The sequence below is a fragment of the Fodinibius sediminis genome (assembly GCF_900182555.1).
Classification (GTDB): Bacteria; Bacteroidota; Rhodothermia; order Balneolales; family Balneolaceae; genus Fodinibius; species Fodinibius sediminis.
Map to the genome: position 1 here is coordinate 62,081 of NZ_FXTH01000015.1, position 18,988 is coordinate 81,068.

The following is an 18,988-nucleotide window of genomic DNA, read 5'->3' on the forward strand; positions in this document are numbered from 1 at the left end:
ATCGGGATGGGAATGAAGTTATAGCCGAATGCCAGCGAGCCCAGGTCGATGGTTCTCAGAAGGTATTGCGGCTTGCAAAAGCCCGGCTGAGCGTGGCTTCGTCGATGAACTCGAGTTCCGTTCCCATGGGGATGCCGTAGGCAATGCGGGTGACGGTGATGTTATCAAATGGGTTGAGCAGCTTATTGATATAATAAGCCGTTGCCTCTCCCTCGGAATCCGGGTTGAGTGCCAGGATGACCTCGTCGACCGACTCTTCTGGATCGTTGACCCGCTGCATCAGCTGTTTGATGCGTACGTCATCGGGGCCGATGTTATCCAGGGGTGAAATGACTCCGCCCAGTACATGGTAGCGTCCACGGAACTCGTTGGTTTTCTCAATAAGGAAGACATCCTGCGACTCTTCAACCACGCAAATTTGTCCCGTCTCGCGCTTGATATCGCTGCAGATCGAGCATGGGTCACCATCGCTGATAACCCCGCAGGCTTCGCACCGCGTGATGGACTGTTTAAGGGCCACGAGGGCATCAGCGAGCGTTACCACTGATTCTTCATTCTGTTTGAGCAGGTAGAGGGCAATGCGCCGTGCTGATTTACGTCCCGTCCCGGGGAGTTTGGCCAGCTGCTCTATGGCCTGTTCAAGTATCTCGGAAGTTCCTTTCATATTGTTGATCGTCGATTAACAGTCATTCATAGTGCCTGCCCAATGGCTGTTAACGAAAGTTACAGGCCCAGTTTGCTCAGGTCCATGCCGGGAATGCCGCCGCCGGGCATCATGTCTTTATAGGTTTCCTGCATGCGCTGCTGGGCCGCCTCTTCGGCTTTGTCCAGTGCCTTGTTGACGCCGGCGACCACCAGGTCTTCCAGCATTTCGGCATCCTCGGGATCGATCACATCCTTGTCGAGCTCAATGCCCAGGATTTTGCGTTCGCCATTGGCTTTGACCTTTACCATGCCGCCGCCGGCTTCAGCCTCGACTTCCAGCTTGGCAAGTTCCTGTTTCGCCTCTTCTACTTTGGATTGCAGTTCGGAAAATTTCCCGAACATATCTGCCATGTTATTCATAATGGGATATCTTTTAAGTTTAGATTCGTGTAGTTAAAACGGAAAGCAAGCTCCGTTCATTCTGTGTCGTTATTGATTTAGATTATAGTCAAGTTCGGCCCCAAAAAGTTCAACCAGCGTTTTTATGGTCGGGTCGCGTTCCTGCAGTTTCTTGAACCGCTCATAGGGGCTCATGGATTTTTCCGCGCTGTGTTTATCTTTTTGAACCTGGCAGCGGATACTCAAAAAAGCACCAATCTCACGTTCCAGGATTTTGCCCAGCCGCCGGTCGTTTTCCTCGACGGTCTTCTTGGCAAAATCATCATTGCAGCGCAGCTGCAGGGTTCCTTTTTGCAGGCTTATCGGTTCCACCCGCTGCATTTGGAAATAGAGCATCTGCGGGACCTCCTGCCTGAGGAGATCGATATAGCGATCCCAGTGTTCGCTGATTTCTTCCAGTGATACATCCTTGGGAGGGCGTTTGGGCGCTGAGGGGGCAGCCGTGGAAACCGCTGCCGGGGCCGATTTTGATGCAGACTTCTTTTCCTTTTTCAGCGACGTCCCGTCAAACAGCTGATCAAAATCCTCCTCTTCCGGGGAAACGGGTTCCGCTACACCGGGTGCTTCCTCAGCCGGCGACGATAAAGACCGGTCCTCAGGTTTCTTCGGCTCTTCTTCCTCCGGCCCGGATTCAGTCGCAACCCCGGGCGTGGGTTCATCGGGTTGCGGGGAGGCTCCATTCGAGGACGGTTGTGTGCTGCCTGTCGTCGGTTCGGTTTTCCCGGATTCCTCATCTGCCGATGCCACAGGGACTTCACGGGAGGTTGCCGGCTCGTCCGATGAGGATTGCTGGCCGTTTGATGAGGTTATGTCCGGCTGATTACTGAGCTTTTTTTTTAACTGATGCAGTTCAGCTACCAGCTTGTCCAGTTGCTGGCTGCGCTCCATATGAATAAGCTTCAGCAGGGTGATTTCGAACTGTATCTTCGGCTGCTGGGCCTCTTTGATCTTATATTGGGCCTCGCTGACCAGGTGGAGCATGCGCATAAGGTCATCATCGGAAAAGGCCTGCGAGGCTTTCCGGTAGCGCCGCTTGGTCTCGGCGGAAGCTTCCACCAGGTGCATCTTATCCGACTGGCGGGCTACGTAAAGATTGCGAATATGTTCTGTAAGTCCTGTGAGGTATTCCTGGATGTCGTAGCCTTCATGCAGAAGATCGTTGATAAGCTCCAGGCCCCGGCTTGCATCCTGCTGCTCGACGCTGTGCATAAAGTCGAACATGCGCTCCGTGCTCACTACGTTCAGGGCCTGAAGCAGCTCACTGTGCTGAATATTGTTGCCGCAGAAAGCAATGGCCTGGTCCAGGAGACCCAGGGCATCACGAAGGGCCCCGTCGGCCTTTTTGGCTATCACATGCAGCGATTCCTCGTCAATGCTGATGCCTTCATCCCGGCACACGTTCTTCAGGCGCGCCACAATATCCTCGATGCCGATGCGCTTAAAGTCGAAGCGCTGCACCCGCGAAAGAATGGTGGGCAGAACCTTGTGCGGTTCGGTGGTGGCAAAGATAAAAATGATGTGGTCGGGCGGCTCTTCCAGCGTTTTCAGCAGGGCGTTAAAAGCCTGCTTGCTGAGCATGTGAACTTCATCAATGATGTAGACCTTGTAGCGGCCGTTCTGGGGAGGAATGCGCACGCGCTCCCGCAGATCACGGATATCATCCACGCTGTTGTTGGAAGCAGCATCGATTTCCACCACATTCAGGGTTTTGTTCAGTGACTCGCCATCGACCTGCCGGTCGATCTGGTTTACCGTACGGGCCAGTACCCGGGCCATGGATGTTTTTCCTACGCCCCGTGGGCCACAAAACATGTAGGCATGGGCCAGCCGGTTTTGCTTGATGGCATTTTTAAGCGTACTGCTGACATGTTCCTGCGAGACGATATCATCGAATGATACAGGCCGGTATGTGCGGGTCAGTGCGCGGTAGTTGTCAGACATGTGAGGCGCTGGTTGAGCTGGAAGTTAGTTGCATAATCAACGCATAAATCTACAAAAAATGAAGGCCAATTGCGTGTTTATCCGGCTAATATTTTGGGATCGTCAGAAAGCTTCTGCTTTTGTCTGGGAGGCCGGGATGATATGGCGTTCTCCTTCGACAGGAATGAGAAATTGATCCCGGAGCAAGGGTTCGTCCGCAAGGGCTGTCCGGAGCTCATTGGTGGCTTCATACATTCCATCATCAGCCAGGGGAAAGGTGCCGAAGTGCATGGCAAAACTCTGCCTGGACTGTACTTCACGGTGTGCTTGTACGGCTTCGCGGGGCGAGAGGTGAATGGATTCCATGAACCAGCGTGGTTTATAGGCTCCGATGGGGATAAAGGAGGTATGCATGGGGCCGAACCGTTGGCCGATTTCATGGAAAAATTCTCCGTACCCCGTATCGCCGGCAAAGTAGATGTTGCCCAGTGCCGTGTGTAATACATAGCCGCACCACAGGGTCTTGTTGCGGTCAAACAGGCCGCGTCCTGAAAAGTGACGGGCCGGAACGGCTGTCAGGGTCAGCTTTTTGCTGAAACGGTGGCGGTTCCACCAATCCAGGTGCACGGTCTTGTCGATATTATGTTCGTGCAGAAACTGCTCAACCCCGAGGGGGACGACAAAAGTGGGGTCATGCGCTTGTTGAAGATTCTTGACGGTTTGCAGATCCAGGTGGTCGTAATGATTGTGACTGATAAGCACCGTATCGATGGGGGGAAGGTCGTTGAACTCAAGGCCCGGCGGACGCATGCGCTTCGGACCGATCCACTGGTAGGGGCTGGCCCGGTGGTTCCAGATAGGATCGGTAAGGATATTCAATCCATCAAACTGGAGCAGAAAAGTGGCATGGTTGACAAATGTGACCTGAAGTTCGCGGCTGTCAACGGACGGCTGTGGCTTCCGGGGATCGGGCAGATCTTCGCGGTAGAGCCGGAACCAGCTTCCCTTGTCATTGCCCGAGAACCACCACTTGAGCACATCGCCGTAGTGATGTTCCTCCAGTTCGTGAGGGTTGACAAATTTCTTGCCGTTGAAGTGGTTGGAAGTACCTTCCTTGTATCTCGGGGCCGAAATAAGCTTGTCAACGACAAGCAGCGCCACACCGAGGCCAACGAGAGCTGAAAAAAAAGACCACAGAAACATCTAGGGAATTCGTTTATTCATCGTGTCAAGTACGTCGCCAGTGCTGAACAGGGGCATATTATTTAATCTAACGTAATATAAAAAGTTACGATTTGGATATAAACGAATGTAAGCACTACTTAGTATGATGCCTGTAGGAAGCTCCTGCAGAATATCTACAGTTCAGGGCTGGAACTTATTTCAACTCATCTTCAAAGAAGTCATAGATGCGCCGGTATTCATCGAACCAGGCATCGGGATCTTCAAAGCTGTGCCGCTCAGTCGGATACATCATCATGTCAAACTCTTTATCCCCGGCCTGTACGAGCTCGTCAATATACTGGGCGGCGTCCTGGAACCCTACGTTGTCATCCATAAGTCCGTGAAGGATAAGAACCGGTTGTTCCAGCTGGTCGACGTAGGTCAGGGGTGAGCTTCGTGCATAATGGGTTGAATCCTGTTCGGGGGTGCCCAGCCGTGGCAGGGTATACCAGGGATTGGTGTGATAATAATTTTCCCAGTTGGTAACGGCTCGAAGGGCGGCCGCCGCGTCAAAATATTGGGGTGCCACGCTGGTGGCATACAGCGACATGAAGCCACCATAGCTGCCGCCGTAAATGCCTACGCTGGAGGTGTCGGCCTGGGGATAACGGCCGGCGAGGTGGTGAAGGCCGTCTATGATATCCCGGCTCTCATACTTGCCCATCCAGTTGGTAACAGCCTCGCGGAATTGGCGACCGTAGCCGGTGCTGTGGCGGTAATCCACTTCTATGACATAGTAACCCCGGGCGTTGAGATACTGGTGAAACATATATTCCCGGTAGTAGCTGTTCGACCATCCCTTGTAGACATTCTGGAGTGATCCTGCGCCGTGCACAAATACAATCACCGGGTATTTTTTGCCGGGCTCTTTATGCAGCGGCTCGAGGACCGACATGGACAGCTCGGTGGACCCGTCGCGACCGGTGAATCGAAGGTAATCCTCCTTCTGCCAGTCTATGGCCTTGAATCGATCGGGAATGGTGTGGGTCAGGCGCTTCTCTTCCCCGGGGTGTTCAAGGTCCAGGGCATAGAGTTCAAAGGGTTCATTAAAATAACTGTACTCGTAGACCAGCTGATTGTGAGTACGGCTCAGCTGGAAATTTTTTCGGTATCCCGTTCGGCTGGTCAGTCTTTCCACCTCATCTGTGGCGGTATCCAGGGTGTAAACATGCCGTACTCCGGGATCTTGCCTGGTGGAGGCAAAGAGGATCTCGCCCTGACCGGTCCAGGCGGCCCAGGGTACCTCATAATTTCCGGCAGTATGCTGGCGAAGGTCGCTGCCATCCGGCTCAACCGTATAGATATGGTTCCAGCCGTCCTGTTCAGATAAAAACATCAGCCGGTTGCCTTCGGGGGCGAAAGCGAGGTCGGTGCCGTAGATCCAGCCCCGGGTCGAGTCGCTGAACACGGTGGCGGAGTTCTGTTCCTGGAGATCCATCACGGTAATGGTTCGCCGTTTCATGGGGGCGTCCCGTTCGTCAATTGCGAGGTAACGTCCCGTGATGCTGATACTGGTGTTGAGGTAGCCCTTATGTTTAAAAACGAACTCTGTTTCTACGGAATCGAGGTAGGCTAAAGTGAGAATTTGCCTGGGGATGCCGCGGCGGGTTTCGCCAGCCTGCACAAACTGGTCCGCATATTCGGGGAAATAGTACGCTTCGTAACCCGAGGTGTCCCACTGTGAAAGGATCAGCTTGTTGGGGCCGGCCCAGCCGACGATGGAGTAGCCGGGTTGCTCCTCCTTCTTATGGGTTATTTGCTGCAGCTGCGAGTTTTCCATATTGAGCACCCAGGCTTCTCCGTCCTGGATAAAAGCGATGCGCCGGCTATCGGGCGCCCAGGTGGCCTCCCGCTCGGAAGAGGGAGAACTGACCAGTTTTCTCCGGTTGCGGAAGCCCGCATCGGCTATCCAGATATTGTCTTTATGGTTGTATACCAGCTGCTTTCCATCGGGGGAAGCGGAGAAAGCAGGGGTGAAATGGTCCGGGGCCTGCCGGACATCCGTACCATCAAGGGCGATGCTGTAATATTTGTCCTCGATGCGGGCGGAGTCATTTCCCTCGTAATACAGTCGGGGCGCGCCCGGGGAGAAGGCGGTAAAATCGGGGCGGTGGCCGGCAAGGAGAGGTTCATAGAAAAGGGAACGGAGGCTGAGGGTGTCTATGCTGCTCTGGGCCCGGGACCAGCCGGGAAGCAGGAGGATAAACAACAGAGCGTTTGTGATATATTTCATGAATCTGTTGGTAATTGGAAAGCGTTGCATCGGAAATAACAAAAGGGGACTGTAAAGGGCAAGCAGGTGACTGCGGCTTTTATGACATTTAACGTTTGCACACAACGGGCCGGTTGTAGCGGCCCTTATTTGATACGTGTCATTTTTTTGGCCACGGCCTGACGGTCTGTAACGAGCTGGTACACATACACTCCCGAAGCCAGGCTGCCTGCCTCGATCGTTTTGACGTGAAGTCCGGCTTCAAGCTTCTGATCATAAAGCGTACGCAGGTGCCGCCCGATCATGTCATAGAGTTCCAGTTTTACCCGTGAGGGTTCGGCAAGAGTGAAGCGAATGGTGGTGGTGTTGCGAAAGGGATTCGGATAATTCTGGTGAAGCGTCAGCTGACTGAAGTCGGTGTTGCCCACCTGAACGACAGCAGCTTCGGCTGCGGAGTCGGTACCGCTATTGGTAAGCACGATGCCGGCGGAGGTAATATCTTTCCAGGCCCAGGGCGTTGATAATGCTGCGGTCTGGTTGTCGCCGGAGGTCATGATTCTGTAATCGGTTGTTCCGTCGGCGAAGTAGGCCAGAACGCCCACCCCTGTATTCGGTTCGGCCACAGATACTTCAACCGCCATATTGCCCGTGGCTTCGCGGGGAGGGGTGACGCGGTAGTAGGTCGCCGACAGCCGCTCCAGCGTATAATCCGGTACCGCCCGCGGGGTGGCAAGATCTCCGGTATAGAAATCACTGCCGGGCCTGATGTTCGGCTTCGGGTAGTGGCGGCGCTCCTCGAAACCAAAACCGTCGGCCGTGTTGTTGGGGCCCGCGGCGTAGTGCCAGAGCTGGGACTCCACATAGTCGTGCTGGAAGACGTCGGCGCCGCCCAGCTGCCGGCTCAGGGCCTCAATCATGGTAATGGTGGGGTCATTTTTAATGATTGTCCACACCGAGGGCCAGAACTGTGGGCCGTATTTTTCCTCAAAAAAGAGCGCCCAGCTCACGTGGTAATAGGAGCCCGGGTAGAACGAAGTTTCAGGGTTGTTGAAGATCGATTCCGAATCCGACAGATAATTGTAGTAATCATTGACAGGATCATAAACGATTTCCTCCATGAGTGTGGCATCCATCTCTGCCCATTGATCCGACTCGCCGCTCCAGCCGGTGGCTGCATATTGGATAGCATGCTTTAATTCATGGGCAGCGGTTGCGCGGATGGCTCCCCGTTGGTTCCCCTGGGGGTCATCGTTGTCCGGGAACCCCTGGTAGTTGTTGTGCATGACGATGTAGGTGCTCCCGCTGACAATGTCGGTATAACCGTAAAAACCCATGTTCTCGAAATAAATTTGATAGGGCTGTCCCGGGTCGGGCATCGGATCGGTGTAGCCGAGATTCTGTACTTCATGGCGGTAGGAGGAGTCAGCGGCCTGCGCTACCCACTCAATGTAATCCGGGGTGCCGTTATTATTGGTATCCTGTGTGGGTACGGCGTGTTCGCCTGCAGTGGAATAGTTGATTTCAAAACGTCCGGAGCGCGAGCGGTACCGCTGGGTGGCATGTTGGATGGGGGTGCTCGTCAGGGCTTCCACCCGGGCCACGGTACCGGCAGACAGCCGGGAGCGGTGCTTATGGAAGTCCATCAGTGCCGGGGTGCCGCATTTTATGGACCTGTCATCCCCCCGCTGGTAAGAGCGGGGAAGGCTTTGCGGCTTTGTACCTGCATACAGTTGGTACAGGATCTTCTCGTCGATAGAGAGCCTGCCCTCTTTGAAGTCTTTTTTGATCTCCTCATGTTGCGCCTGCAACAGCCCGGGCAGCCACAGCAGTAACAGCAGGGAGATGAATAGTTTTCGGAGGCCGAAATGCATTAAAAAACGATATTGGGGTTCATTTCTTCCAAAATTAGCCTTAATTTTGGGTTCTGCAAACATTAACCGCTAAAATATAAAAAGGCGTCTCTCTTATCCATGACGCTGATATTTCAGGGGAAAAAGACAAGGTATCATGTACGAAGTAATACTCTACTACAAATTTGCACCGGTTGAGAATCCCGAAACCTTCTGCGGGAATCACAAGGAATTCTGCAGGGAGCTGGGCATCAAGGGGCGTATCTACATCGGGGAAGAGGGCATCAACGGAACCGTGGGCGGTACTCCCGAACAGATTGCCTCATACAAGGAGCATCTGACGGGCATTCCCGGTTTTGAGGGCACGGACTTCAAAACCAGCACCAGCGATTATGTGCCGTTTGCAAAGCTTAAATGCAAAACCCGTGATGAGCTGGTAGCCCTGCATAAGGAGGATGTGGATCCACGGGACGGTGGAAAGTACCTGGAACCTCATGAGTGGCGCGAAGTCATGGAATCCGAGGAGGATTATGTACTGATTGACGTGCGTAACGACTATGAATCGAGGATTGGTCATTTCGAGGGAGCCATAACGCCGCAAGTGGAGAACTTCTATGATTTTCCCGACTGGCTGGAGCAGGTTCAAGAAGAGATCGACAAGGATAAAAAAGTGCTGATGTATTGCACGGGCGGGATCCGGTGCGAGAAATTTTCGGTGCTGATGAAAGAGAAAGGCTGGCACGACGTGAATCAGCTGCATGGCGGCATACAGCGGTATGCCCAGGAAGAGGGGGGCAAGCATTACAAGGGCAAATGCTTTGTGTTCGATGACCGGCTGGTGGTGCCGGTGGACGAAGACAATCTGGAGCCCATCGCCCGCTGTGAGATTACGGGCAAGCCGGCCGACACCTATATCAATTGTGCAAATATGGAGTGCAATAAGCTGTTTGTCTGTTCTGAAGAAGGGGCTCGGAAGATGGAGGGATGCTGCAGCACGGAATGCCTTGAAAGTGACTACAGGCGGCCATTCGACCCGGAAAATGCGTTCCGCCCCTTTCGCAAGTGGTATCATTATTTTGATGAGGACTTTAAAGAACGAGAGGTGGAAGTAGAAAAGGAGTGAAACAGGACGTTTTTCCAATTCATTTCATATAATCAGAAAAACAATCCTATTCCATGGTTCCTTCCATCCGGGCTCTGCTTTCAGACGGTCAACCTGCCTTCTGCTGATTTTTTCTGCTTACCCTTCAAAAAAGGCACGGGCGATAGATGCAAAATGAGAAGGGCGGTCGAGGAAAGCGTAATGGCCCGCGTTGTCGATAACCACCAGAGCCGCATTTTCAATACCTTTTTCCATCCGCCGGGCCTGGTAGAGGGGGGTGGCATCATCCTCCCTTCCCCACAGAAGCAATACTTCATGCGGGATCTGCGGCAGACAGGGTTCCAGGTATTCCGATACGGTTTTGACAAAGGTTTCGCGCATGACCCCGTTTAGTTTGCGATAGTCACTCGATCCCAGGGCCTTCCAGACGGCGGTAGCGCGGAGCTGTTCCAGTCCTTTTTCGCGCAAGGCAGTCGGAAGCAGCCAAAAGGGAGCCTTCAGCAGTTTGGCGGTGTATTTTTTCAGGTAATAGCTCGCACTTCGTTTGGGTTTCATGCCCGCACCGCCTGTTATCAATACCTTGTCGACCAGCGATCCCGTATTGCTTTGGGCGCAGAGCTTGAGGGCCATGCGTCCCCCGAATGAGTGGACCAGCAGATCGGCAGGCTCAATGTTGTTGTCCCTGATAAATTGGGCCGCCAGTTCCACATAATCACTGACAGACCAGGGGCATCCGGGGGACGAAGAGTCACCAAAGCCGGGAAGATCAAGGACGTAGCAGGTGCGTATGGAAGCCAGCTGTTCGGCCAGGGGCCACATCACCGCACCGCTGCTGCCCCAGCCATGGAGGATCAGCAGGGGTTTTCCCTCCCCCACGGTCTTATAGGAGATGGAGAGGTTTTTATAGTGGTATGTTTGGCTGTTTTGCATTTCTGAGGCAAAACATCCGATTATTTTGGGTGCTAAACAAGTAAAATTGTAAGGATTTGCCCGTTTGCCGGTCTTACTATCTGGGAGTGTTAATAACAAGCAATCTAAGGAAAGCAGGAGGGAACATGAGGCGGAACGTCTTTTTTTGGCTCGAGAAACTAAAGATAACGCCCGGGGAGCGGAGGGTAATGTCGGTACTGATGATCATTCTGTCGCTATTAGCCCTGGGCAACCTGGTCTTTTCGTCGCCGGAGCCTTTTGCCGAGGACCGGTACCGCGAGCTCAGCAAGCAGTTCCGGGAGCGCACAGCTCAGTTGAAGACAAAACAACAAAAGCGGATGGAGCGGTACTACCCACCCCGGAAAAAGGAGCGGCGTGCAGTCGTCCGCCCCGATACGGTCTCCGATGATACGATTTCTTCGGATGCCACCGACGCAACGGTTGGGGAGCCAAAAAAAGGAGGTCCTGAGCCTGTTAACGTGAATACGGCGGGCCGGGAGCAGCTCAAGACACTGCCCGGAATCGGCCCTGCCTATTCCAAACGGATCATTGACTACCGGAAAGAAAAGGGGGCGTTCAAGACGGTTGAGGAGCTAAAAAAAATAAAGGGGATCGGCGAAAAGCGACTGGAAAAATTGAAACCATTTATCAAACTTAAGGATCCATTATAATTAACCTGAAGTTGAATGGCCACGCGTATTCTTTGGGCAGATGATGAGATCGATCAGCTGAAGCCCCATATTATTTTTCTGGAAAACAAAGGCTTTGATGTTACTCCCGTCACCAATGGGAGCGATGCCGTCACGCTCATCCAGGAGCGGGCTTTTGATATCATCTTCCTGGACGAACAGATGCCCGGTATGAACGGGCTGGATACGCTGAACAAGATCAAGAGATTGCAGCCGGCACTCCCGGTCGTCATGATCACCAAGAGCGAAGAGGAATCGATCATGGAGGAGGCCATCGGGGGCAAAATTTCCGACTACCTCATCAAGCCGGTGAATCCGAACCAGATACTGCTGACCACCAAGCGGATTCTGGAGCGTCACCGCATCCGAAGTGAAAAATTTGCCCAGACCTACCTGCGCAACTTTAACAAAATTGCCGATCGCATTCGACAAACGACCGGCTGGGATGAGTGGATCAAGATCTACAAGCAGCTTACGCGCTGGGATATCGACCTGGAGGCCGGGGAGGAGTCGCTGCGACAGGTGCTGAGCGACCAGTACCAGGAGGCTAACAAGATGTTTGGCCGCTTTATCGCCGATGATTACAAGTTGTGGCTGCAGCAGTCCACCCCGCAGCGGCCCGCCCTCTCGACCGACATCGTGGGCGAATATGTGTTGCCTCACCTGAAAAATGACCAGCGTACCCTGTTCTTTGTCATCGACTGCATGCGGTATGATCAGTGGCTGGTGTTCCAGAATATGCTGAGCGACGATTACAGCATCGATACCGATTTCTATTATTCCATCCTGCCCACGGCTACGCCCTACTCACGCAATGCGATCTTTTCCGGCCTCTTTCCGCTGGAGATTGAAGACATCTATCCCGATTTGTGGAGCCAGGGCGAGGATGAAAGTTCGCTTAACCAGTTTGAAGAGGAGCTGTTGAAGAAGCAGCTGAGACGCAAAGGCATCGACAAGACCGTAAAGTATGAGAAGGTGCTGAATACCCGCGAGGGCCAGCGGGTGATGGACAACATTCATAATTACCTGCAGGTACCGCTGAGCACTTTCGTATATAACTTTGTGGATACCCTGGTGCACTCACGGTCCGATTCGGACGTCCTCAGGGAGATCGCCCCGGATGTGCCCGCTTTCCGGGGACTGACGAAAACATGGTTTCAGCACTCCTCGCTGTATGAAATCTTCAAGATGCTGGCCGAAGAGGAGGTCGTCATTATCGTGACCAGCGATCACGGGGCCGTGCGCGCCCTGCGCGATACCAAGGTATACGGCGACCGGGAAACTTCTACCAGCCTCCGCTACAAATACGGCCGAAATCTGACGGCCAACGAAGATACGACCCTGCTGATCAACAACCCGGCGGAATACAAGCTCCCGAGTCCGCGGCATGCGAATAATTATATTATCGCCAAGGAGGATTATTATTTTGTATATCCCACCAACTACCACCGCTATCAGAACCGCTACCGGGATACGTTCCTGCACGGGGGAGCCAGCATGGAGGAGATGATCCTGCCTATCGCTACGATGCGGCCCAAGTCGATGGTGTAATAATTTTTCTGTCGGATTTTATCAGAACTTGCTTACATTGATGGAAACAGAGTTTGTGACATATTCGCCGGAACAGACGATCGAGGAGGGCCGTAAATTGGCCGGACAGTTGCAGCCGGGCATGGTCGTTTGCCTCGAGGGAGATCTGGGGGCCGGGAAAACCCATTTTGTCAAGGGGATGGCTGCCGGCCTGAAGATCGATCCGAGCCAGGTGCAGTCGCCGACCTATACCCTGATTAATGAGTACGAGGGTCGGCTTCCGCTGTATCATTTTGACTGTTACCGGATGGAGTCGCCGCAGGAGGCCCTTGAAATTGGGGCGGAAGAATATTTTTATGGAGAGGGCGTTTGTGTTATCGAATGGCCCGGCCGCATCCGGCCGCTGATTCCTCGTGAAGCATTATGGATTTCGATTACAGTGCTGGACAGGGAAAGGCGAAAATTTGTCATTGGAAAAAAGAGTTTGTAAACCCGTATATTCAGAGTCATGGCAACAAAGAAAAGACTTTCATATCGACTGGACCGGCTGCCGGTCATCTACCCCTTCAATCGCCGTGCTGACAATAATATTCAGCTGGGCGACTTGGTCTATTATGGCCCCAGCCCCGAGTACTACGGCATTGGCGAAGTGGTTCGCTGTGTCGAAGGGCACTGTATTGTGGATTTCAGGGGGACGGGCATGCTCAATATTGAAAAGGATGCGCTGGCCATGAAGTATCTTATCCCGATTCATAAATTGAACCTGGGACATATCCTGAAGAGTACCTGACAATCAGTCGACCATCTCTTTGGAGAACGCCGTTTCTTCAAGCAGCCCACCGTCCCGCTTCCTGCCCAACAGCCACAACAGCATACTTACTCCCAGGCCCGGGTAAAAGGGTTCCACGCCCATGTAGGCATAGTCGTAGCTTCCATCACTGGTTATTGTCCCCAGGATGAGCCAGCACAGGGAGACGGCGATGCTGACGACCATGGCAGGCAGCACCCATCGTTTTTGAAGCGTGAAAAAGCGCAGGTAGACCCCCAGTACGGGAATCAGCAGCCCGGGAAGCATCACCGATCCAATGACATACCAAAGGTTGATGACGCTGGGATAGATGATGATGAGCAGGATGCCGAGCACGGCCGCCACCATGGTGCTGATTCGTGTCAGGGTGTTGCGTGCTACTGCGGGAAAGAGTTTGGCCAGGAGATCGCGCCCCAGCGTTTGTCCCGAGAGGAAGAGGTAGCTGTCCAGCGTTGACATAATCGTTGCCAGCAGGGCCACAAAAAACAGCCCCTTGAAGCCGATGGGGAGAATTTCGTTGGCCAGGTAGGGGTACACCATGATCGGTTCCCCGAGATCGGGACCGAGAATGGCCCAGCCGTAGATGCCGCTGAACATGGTCAGGAAGTCGAAAAGGGACCACAGCAGGATAGAGATGAAAATGCCTTTTTTGGCTGTAGCGGGACTCTTGGCCGCAGCGGCCCGCTGGTGAAAGCTGGGGTCTACGAAGGTCCAAAGGGCGATGAAAAACCAGACGAGGATATATTGCAGGTTGTGTCCTCCGGTGAGGTCGCGGTAGGTGGCTGGCAGCTGACGCCACAGCTGGTCGAGGCCCCCGAAGTTCAGGCCGGCAAAAATAAGCAGGCAGATAAACCCGCCGAACATAAGCACAACCTGGAGCATGTCGGTATGCACCACGGCACTGAAGCCGCCGAAGGCGACGTACGCTACGGAAAAGAACGCCACGGCGCCGGCATACCACAGGAAGTCGCCCGCCCCGCCGGTAAGGTATTGGAAAATAAGTCCGAGCATGAGAATATAGGGGGCCGGGCTGACGAGGATGAAAATGGGGAGCGCCGAGAAGCGTCCCGCATTTTCGCCATAGAAATTGGCCACGGCCTCAGGCAGTGAGAGGGCTTTGTTCATCCGTATCTTGCCTGCCAGAAGCCACGCAAAGAGCGCCGAAAATACATAGAACGGGAAACCAAACAGCAGCCACTGCGAGATGCCGAACTGGTAGCTGTATTCGCCCACGCCAAGGATGCCGCCGTACCAGGTGGAGACGAGGGTGGCCACGAAGGCGGCCAGGCTCATCTTGCGCCCGGAGAGGAGGAAGGACTCTTCATCGGCGTCATTGCTGTCGCGTTTCCAGGTCAGGAAGACCAGAAGCATAAAATAGAGTGCGATGAGGGCCCAGTCGATAAGTCGAAAGTCGAGATCCGTCAATGCCTGCGGGGTCGGTTAAAAAGGACTAAAGATATTTTTAAAATGGATTTTTTCAAAAGGATCTCCATCCTATGACTGAAGCGCTGAACGCCGGGGCTGGGTCTATGGCAACTCTGTGCCATTTCCATTATACTGCCCCGGTATGAGGGCTAAGCCCTGCTCATCATTTTATCTATTTAAACAGACACTGCCATGGAGATCATCGCGCGAAAAAGGAATAAATTACTTTCACTTTTACTTCTGCTTGTAACCTTGGCCACAACAGGCTATGGGCAAGACGCGGACTGGGCCCTGGGACCTTTTGAAAGGCCGGAGGGGGTGAATCCCATTATTACGCCCTCGGAGAAAGCCACGTTTTACTGCCCCATGCGCGACAGCCTGCTGCACTGGGAGGCGATGGCGACCTTCAACCCAGCAGCGGTAGTCAGGGACGGCAAGGTACATGTGCTGTACCGGGCTGAAGACCTGACGGGAACGATGAAGATCGGGGGCCATACCTCGCGGATTGGCATGGCTCTGTCGGACGACGGCCTTCATTTTGATCGGCTCGGGAAGCCCGTCCTCTATCCGGCGGATGATGACCAGAAACAATATGAATGGCCCGGCGGCACGGAGGATCCGCGTATTGTGGAGACCGAAAGTGGGACTTATGTCATGACCTATACACAGTGGAACGGCGAGACGCCGCGCCTGGCCGTAGCCACCTCGGACGATCTGAAGAACTGGGAAAAGCACGGCCCCGCCTTTGAGGAGGCCTACGGTGGAAAATATCACGACATGCATACCAAATCGGGGGCGATCCTTTCGCGGCGCGAGGGCGATCACCTGGTGGCGACCAGGGTCAATGGAATGTACTGGATGTACTGGGGCGTTCCGACGGTGCACCTGGCCAAGTCGGAAGACCTGGTGAACTGGACCCCGGTGGAAAACGAGCGGGGAGAGCTCAAGCCAGTGCTCGCGCCCAGGGAGGGCTATTTTGACTCCTGGCTGGTGGAAGCGGGACCGCCGGCGCTGATCACTGACAGGGGAATCGTGGTTGTTTACAATGCCGGCAACGACGGGAAGTCAGGGGATCCCTCCATCCCCGACAGCGTCTATACCGGGGGACAGGTCCTCTACGACCTGGAACAGCCGTCTCGGTTAATCGATCGTCTCGACAAGCCTTTCATTCAGCCGGAAAAGGACTATGAGAAGTCGGGACAGTACAAAAGCGGGACTACTTTCCTGGAAGGCCTGGTGCACTTTCGCGACCGCTGGTTTATTTATTATGGCACCGCCGATTCGCGGGTGGCGGTTGTGGTTTCGGATCCGGGGAAAGAGTAGGAATACAGGGTCCCTTCTGCTGCGCTGGGGAGTTTATTTTATGGGGATTGTTTTTTGCACATCACAAGCGTAGTCTGTGGCTCAGAACGTATGGATATGCTCCGTTGAAAGGGCAAAGTAAAAGTGTTGGAAAGGGGCGTAGGAGTAAGCGGCTGATAGGAGGGCTTCAGCGTTTTCTTGAATCACTGTTTATAACATACGACGATTACCCTATACAGAGCAAATTAATATGATATACATTCATTAATGTATAACTAGTATATAATTGATATGAAACTAATATGTTATTATTAGTAGTTTAATGATCCTTAATTGACCGACAGGCACGAGCTTTTTTATAGACTTATATCATTATTGTGTGCATGATAACAGGAGCAATGGATGATAATGGTAATATAATGCCCACCCGGAAAAGTCCTGTCTCCCGGGAGGTTATGAAATCATGATGAAGGGGAGATATTAGCTGTATGGTTATGGGCTGGGTTATATTACCCCTTCGCATTTTAAATAATGGTGGAAAAGGAAACCACGATTAATTACAGTACCATAAAAATTGAAGCAGTTATGGCGGCAACACGTGATTTGTCTGTTGGAGAATGAGTGATGATTGTTAGATGATTTTTCATTTCAGACCGGCTAAAATCCACATATAAAATGTAATCGTTATTTCTAAAGCTGAGAGGGATTGCATTAATGTATTTTACAGGAACATACTTAGGGCCAATCGTTCTTATCGGTTGGCAACATTGGCGGGCAAGTAATGCCATCCTCTATCGGCGAAAACTTTTTAAAAAATTTGCCTCTAAACTATTATTTATAATACCTTTATTATGTAAATACAGAAATAGGGAGAGGATATGATGAGATGGGAGTTTTTCAATATGTCCCAGGAAAAGAACGGGGCGTACACTTTTGATGAATTCATTAAGTATCTGTACTGCGTTATCAATTGTGACGATCATGTCCAGTAATGCGTTTTCTCTACACAAGAGGTTTAACTGCTGAAGCATAAATTGACAAAAGTTATTTGTCGATTCTCTCTGGGGTTCATATCCAATAACCAAATCAATAAGAGAGGAGTCCTGGCAGCAGGTTTGAAAGCCACTACAAACAGTGTATTGAGGATGTTAGAAATCATCGATTCATTTCCTCCCTTTGAAATAAATTTCCTGATGCTGTTACCACAGGAGGCAATCAGATTAGTGCAAACCCGTAATTCCAATCAAACCATAGGAGGTCTGATATGAAAACTTTCAGCCTGTTCAGCAACAGTTATAGTATAGTTATAGGTAGTTGTATTGCTTTATTAATGTTGGCTTGTTCTGAACATAATGTTGCGACTACAGTCCCCCCTGCTAACAACGAAAATGTTGAATCTGTTGAGGCGCGTCCCCTGACTATTCTCAGTAGTAGTTATAGCAGGGAAATGGATAAGACCAGGGTAGCCAAGTTTAAAAATTCACAGAACGCGGATAATGCTGACTTTGTGAGTCCGCTCTTTGGTCTGTCAACAGCCCCCAACGGGGATATACTTATTGCAGACGCCGGAGCGGGTGTCGTCACTTTAGATAGCGCTCCTGTTATTTCTTTACCAGGGATAACAGATATGAGTCCGATAGGCCGAGGTGAAATGTGGGCCATTAAGGGGCTCTCAGGCTCGCCTGGCGATGATACCGGGCAGGCGCTTTACCGCCTCTCAAGGGGCAACAGCAGAGTACTTGTTGATCTCTTTGAATTTGAAAAGAGCCAGAACCCCGACGGCGAAAATCTGATAGACTCCAATCCCTTTGATGTGCAATCACTGGGCGGCGGGAGCGCTCTGGTAGTAGATGCAGCTGGAAATGATCTGTTGGAAATAGATCGTCAAGGCAATGTTAAAGTTGTGGCAGTATTTCCCAATGAACTGGTATCGACGGATAATTTCAAGGGACTTATGGGGTGTCCTGCATCAGGGGTTCCTCTTTGTGAATTGCCAGACCTGTTGCCTGCTCAACCCGTGCCGACCAGCATTGCCATAGGGCCTGAAGGTCACTATTATGTGGGAGAACTCAAAGGCTTTCCAGCACCGATCAATGAATCCAACATATGGCGGATTTCTCCTGATGCTTCTGGTGCAAAATGCGGTTCCAGTCCAGACTGTGTTAAGGTATTTGATGGTGGCTTTACTTCAATCATTGATATGAGATTCGATTCTGATGGGAAGCTCCATATTGCCGAACTTGATGAGCAAAGCTGGTTTGCGGTGGAGGTTCTAGCGCCCGCCGCTCTTAGCGGGGGTACGATAAATTCCTGTGATCTTGATGCAGTATCCTGTAGTGAAGTGGCTTCGAATATTCCCATCCTTACGGCCCTTGCCTTTGGCAAGGATGGTACACTGTGGGCTACAAGGAATGCCCTCATACCGGGACTGGCAGAAGTTACAGCAATAAATCAATAATATGAATCAGCCAGTAATATCGACCTCCCTTGTGCTGGGAGGCGATATTATTGGAGCAAGAACTTTGTGAAATTGTAATAAGAGTGTACGCTTGGTTAAGCGAGCTGGCGGTTTATTTCGACCAGCATTACCTTTTCAGCTCTTGCGTGTGTAATACAGTGAATAGGTTAGCGTGGCCAGTGGATGTGGGAAAGATAAAAAACCTGTACATATAAGCCGTTTGTGACTTTACCCAGTAGGTACGTCGGGGAGCAAGCCTCTGTCTTTATTCTGGTGAGTTGAAGTGCATTTCTATGCTTAAAATAGTATGCGTGTGCAACTGAAACATTAATAAAATGGTCAATGATGAATTTATTGGACCGATGTTACAGTGTTTGCTTGTTTGTCACCAGTATAGAAACGTAAAAAAGTGTAGATTTTTTAATTTATTTAAA

15 protein-coding genes are annotated in these 18,988 nt (G+C 52.1%); 7 read left to right on the forward strand and 8 right to left on the reverse strand.

From position 1 onward, the window contains the following. Positions 1–55: 55 nt before the first annotated feature. From recR to FN808_RS15250, 6 genes are all read right to left on the reverse strand, one after another. Positions 56–664 carry a recombination mediator RecR gene (gene recR, locus FN808_RS15225; RefSeq protein ID WP_142715470.1) on the reverse strand — a complete coding sequence of 203 codons (609 nt, stop codon included), beginning with the start codon at positions 662–664 and terminating at the stop codon, positions 56–58. A 59-nt stretch (positions 665–723) separates the two neighbouring features. Further along, on the reverse strand, positions 724–1,065 hold the full coding sequence (locus tag FN808_RS15230; RefSeq protein ID WP_142715471.1) for a YbaB/EbfC family nucleoid-associated protein: 342 nt from the start codon (positions 1,063–1,065) through the stop codon (positions 724–726). Between the two features lie 69 nt (positions 1,066–1,134). Beyond that, the gene (dnaX, locus tag FN808_RS15235; RefSeq protein WP_142715472.1) at positions 1,135–3,045 is read right to left on the reverse strand and encodes a DNA polymerase III subunit gamma/tau; all 1,911 of its coding nucleotides are present in this window, start codon (positions 3,043–3,045) and stop codon (positions 1,135–1,137) included. A 102-nt stretch (positions 3,046–3,147) separates the two neighbouring features. Next, the gene (locus FN808_RS15240) at positions 3,148–4,227 is read right to left on the reverse strand and encodes an MBL fold metallo-hydrolase (RefSeq protein WP_142715473.1); all 1,080 of its coding nucleotides are present in this window, start codon (positions 4,225–4,227) and stop codon (positions 3,148–3,150) included. 175 nt (positions 4,228–4,402) lie between these two features. Next, entirely contained in the window at positions 4,403–6,481 is a 2,079-nt protein-coding gene (locus FN808_RS15245; RefSeq protein WP_142715474.1) for a S9 family peptidase, read from the reverse strand. 125 nt (positions 6,482–6,606) lie between these two features. After that, the gene (locus FN808_RS15250; RefSeq protein WP_185958439.1) at positions 6,607–8,331 is read right to left on the reverse strand and encodes an MXAN_6640 family putative metalloprotease; all 1,725 of its coding nucleotides are present in this window, start codon (positions 8,329–8,331) and stop codon (positions 6,607–6,609) included. A 136-nt stretch (positions 8,332–8,467) separates the two neighbouring features. On the opposite strand from FN808_RS15250, the gene trhO reads away from it, so the two are divergent. Further along, entirely contained in the window at positions 8,468–9,433 is a 966-nt protein-coding gene (gene trhO, locus FN808_RS15255; protein WP_142715476.1) for an oxygen-dependent tRNA uridine(34) hydroxylase TrhO, read from the forward strand. Positions 9,434–9,550: 117 nt separating this feature from the next. On the opposite strand, the gene FN808_RS15260 is transcribed toward trhO, so the two are convergent. Continuing rightward, positions 9,551–10,342: an alpha/beta fold hydrolase gene (locus tag FN808_RS15260; RefSeq protein ID WP_142715477.1), complete on the reverse strand. Its 792-nt coding sequence runs from the start codon at positions 10,340–10,342 to the stop codon at positions 9,551–9,553. A 125-nt stretch (positions 10,343–10,467) separates the two neighbouring features. On the opposite strand from FN808_RS15260, the gene FN808_RS15265 reads away from it, so the two are divergent. The 4 genes from FN808_RS15265 to FN808_RS15280 are packed head-to-tail and all read left to right on the forward strand — an operon-like array spanning position 10,468 to position 13,351. After that, positions 10,468–11,013 (forward strand): ComEA family DNA-binding protein, encoded by a 546-nt coding sequence (locus FN808_RS15265; protein WP_142715478.1) that lies wholly within the window; start codon positions 10,468–10,470, stop codon positions 11,011–11,013. Positions 11,014–11,028: 15 nt separating this feature from the next. After that, a complete protein-coding gene (porX, locus tag FN808_RS15270; RefSeq protein ID WP_142715479.1) occupies positions 11,029–12,582 on the forward strand; it encodes a T9SS response regulator signal transducer PorX in 1,554 nt (517 codons plus the stop codon). A 40-nt stretch (positions 12,583–12,622) separates the two neighbouring features. Continuing rightward, a complete protein-coding gene (gene tsaE, locus FN808_RS15275; protein WP_142715480.1) occupies positions 12,623–13,051 on the forward strand; it encodes a tRNA (adenosine(37)-N6)-threonylcarbamoyltransferase complex ATPase subunit type 1 TsaE in 429 nt (142 codons plus the stop codon). Between the two features lie 18 nt (positions 13,052–13,069). Then, entirely contained in the window at positions 13,070–13,351 is a 282-nt protein-coding gene (locus FN808_RS15280) for a hypothetical protein (RefSeq protein ID WP_073061289.1), read from the forward strand. A 3-nt stretch (positions 13,352–13,354) separates the two neighbouring features. Here the strand turns inward: FN808_RS15280 and FN808_RS15285 are convergent, their stop codons facing one another. Beyond that, positions 13,355–14,794 (reverse strand): sodium:solute symporter family protein, encoded by a 1,440-nt coding sequence (locus FN808_RS15285; RefSeq protein WP_142715481.1) that lies wholly within the window; start codon positions 14,792–14,794, stop codon positions 13,355–13,357. Positions 14,795–14,986: 192 nt separating this feature from the next. Between FN808_RS15285 and FN808_RS15290 the strand changes: the two genes are divergently transcribed. Both FN808_RS15290 and FN808_RS15295 read left to right on the forward strand, forming a co-directional pair. After that, positions 14,987–16,117 (forward strand): glycoside hydrolase family 130 protein, encoded by a 1,131-nt coding sequence (locus FN808_RS15290; RefSeq protein WP_142715482.1) that lies wholly within the window; start codon positions 14,987–14,989, stop codon positions 16,115–16,117. Between the two features lie 1,243 nt (positions 16,118–17,360). Then, complete coding sequence (locus FN808_RS15295; RefSeq protein ID WP_142715483.1) at positions 17,361–18,554, forward strand: ScyD/ScyE family protein; 1,194 nt, start codon at positions 17,361–17,363, stop codon at positions 18,552–18,554. The last annotated feature ends 434 nt before the right edge of the window (positions 18,555–18,988 follow it).